Genomic DNA, 2,500 nt, shown 5'->3' with positions numbered 1-2,500 from the left:
TCGAGGCGACTTGAGGTTATATGGTCAAGCGAATAAGCGCATACGGTGGATGCCTTGGCAGTCAGAGGCGATGAAGGACGTGACAGCCTGCGAAAAGCGTGGGGGAGCCGGCAATAGGCTTTGATCCCGCGATGTCCGAATGGGGAAACCCACCCGCAAGGGTATCCTGCAGTGAATCCATAGCTGCTGGAAGCTAACCCGGGGAACTGAAATATCTAAGTACCCGGAGGAAAAGAAATCAACCGAGATTCCCTGAGTAGTGACGAGCGAACGGGGAACAGCCCAAAAGTCATCATGGTTCTAGAAAAACAGTCTGGAAAGGCTGGCCATAGACGGTGATAGCCCAGTATTTGAAAGGGCCACGATGATGAAATTGAGTAGGGCGGGGCACGTGAAACCCTGTCTGAACATGGGGGGACCATCCTCCAAGGCTAAATACTCCTGACTGACCGATAGTGAACCAGTACCGTGAGGGAAAGGCGAAAAGAACCCCGGAGAGGGGAGTGAAATAGAACCTGAAACCGTATGCGTACAAGCAGTAGGAGCCCGCAAGGGTGACTGCGTACCTTTTGTATAATGGGTCAGCGACTTACTTTTTGTGGCGAGCTTAACCGTATAGGGTAGGCGAAGGGAAACCGAGTCTGAATAGGGCGCATAGTCGCAGGAAGTAGACCCGAAACCGGGTGATCTAGCCATGCCCAGGGTGAAGGTGCGGTAACACGCACTGGAGGCCCGAACCCACTCCTGTTGCAAAAGTAGGGGATGAGGTGTGGCTAGGAGTGAAAAGCTAATCGAACCCGGAGATAGCTGGTTCTCCTCGAAAGCTATTTAGGTAGCGCCTCGCACGAATCTTCCTGGGGGTAGAGCACTGTTATGGCTAGGGGGTCATCGTGACTTACCAAACCATGGCAAACTCCGAATACCAGGACAGACTATGCGGGAGACACACGGCGGGTGCTAACGTCCGTCGTGAAAAGGGAAACAACCCAGACCCACAGCTAAGGTCCCCAAATTATCGCTAAGTGGAAAACGATGTGGAAAGGCATAGACAGCCAGGAGGTTGGCTTAGAAGCAGCCATCCTTTAAAGAAAGCGTAATAGCTCACTGGTCGAGTCGGTCTGCGCGGAAGATTTAACGGGGCTAAGCGATATACCGAAGCTTGGGGTGCACACTTTGTGTGCGCGGTAGAGGAGCGTTCCGTACGCCTGCGAAGGTGGCTTGAGAAGGCTGCTGGAGGTATCGGAAGTGCGAATGCTGACATGAGTAACGATAATGCGGGTGAAAAGCCCGCACGCCGAAAGCCCAAGGTTTCCTAGCGCAACGTTCATCGGCGCAGGGTGAGTCGGCCCCTAAGGCGAGACCGAAAGGTGTAGTCGATGGGAAGCTGGTTAATATTCCAGCACCTCGCGTGAGTGCGATGGGGGGACGGAGAAGGGTAAGTGTACCGGGCGTTGGTTGTCCCGGGGAAAGTACAAAGGCTTGGGTGGTAGGCAAATCCGCCGCCCTTTAAGGCCGAAGTACGAGACGAGTCCTATCGGACGAAGTCACTGATCCCACGCTTCCAGGAAAAGCCTCTAAGCTTCAGCTCACGCAAGACCGTACCGTAAACCGACACAGGTGGGTAGGATGAGAATTCTCAGGCGCTTGAGAGAACTTGGGTGAAGGAACTAGGCAAAATAGTACCGTAACTTCGGGAGAAGGTACGCCTCCAGCAATGGAGGCCGCAGTGACCAGGCCGCTGCGACTGTTTATCAAAAACACAGCACTCTGCAAACACGAAAGTGGACGTATAGGGTGTGACGCCTGCCCGGTGCTGGAAGGTTAAGTGATGGGGTCAGCGCAAGCGAAGCTCTTGATCGAAGCCCCAGTAAACGGCGGCCGTAACTATAACGGTCCTAAGGTAGCGAAATTCCTTGTCGGGTAAGTTCCGACCTGCACGAATGGCGTAACGACAGCGGCGCTGTCTCCACCCAAGGCTCAGTGAAATTGAAATCGCTGTGAAGATGCAGCGTTCCCGCGGCAAGACGGAAAGACCCCGTGAACCTTTACTATAGCTTTACATTGAACGTTGAGTTCGTCTGTGTAGGATAGGTGGGAGGCTATGAAACCGAGGCGCCAGCTTCGGTGGAGCCATCCTTGAAATACCACCCTGATGTGCTTGACGTTCTAACCTAGGTCCGTAATCCGGATCGGGGACCATGTATGGTGGGTAGTTTGACTGGGGCGGTCTCCTCCCAAAGAGTAACGGAGGAGCACGAAGGTACGCTCAGCGCGGTCGGACATCGCGCAATGTGTGCAAAGGCAGAAGCGTGCTTGACTGCAAGATCGACGGATCAAGCAGGTACGAAAGTAGGTCTTAGTGATCCGGTGGTTCTGTATGGAAGGGCCATCGCTCAACGGATAAAAGGTACTCCGGGGATAACAGGCTGATACCGCCCAAGAGTTCATATCGACGGCGGTGTTTGGCACCTCGATGTCGGCTCATCACATCCTGGGGCTG

Annotated in this window: 1 rRNA gene; it reads left to right on the top strand. The window is 54.1% G+C overall.

Annotated features, from left to right (window positions below):
- Positions 1-22 precede the first annotated feature (22 nt).
- A 23S ribosomal RNA gene (locus QUA24_RS26730) occupies positions 23-2,500 on the top strand; the annotation flags it as partial.

This window comes from Microcoleus sp. Pol12B5 (assembly GCF_036701335.1).
Lineage (GTDB): Bacteria > Cyanobacteriota > Cyanobacteriia > Cyanobacteriales > Microcoleaceae > Microcoleus.
The sequence above is the reverse complement of the archived record's forward strand: the minus strand, read 5'-3'. Positions and strand labels throughout refer to the sequence as shown.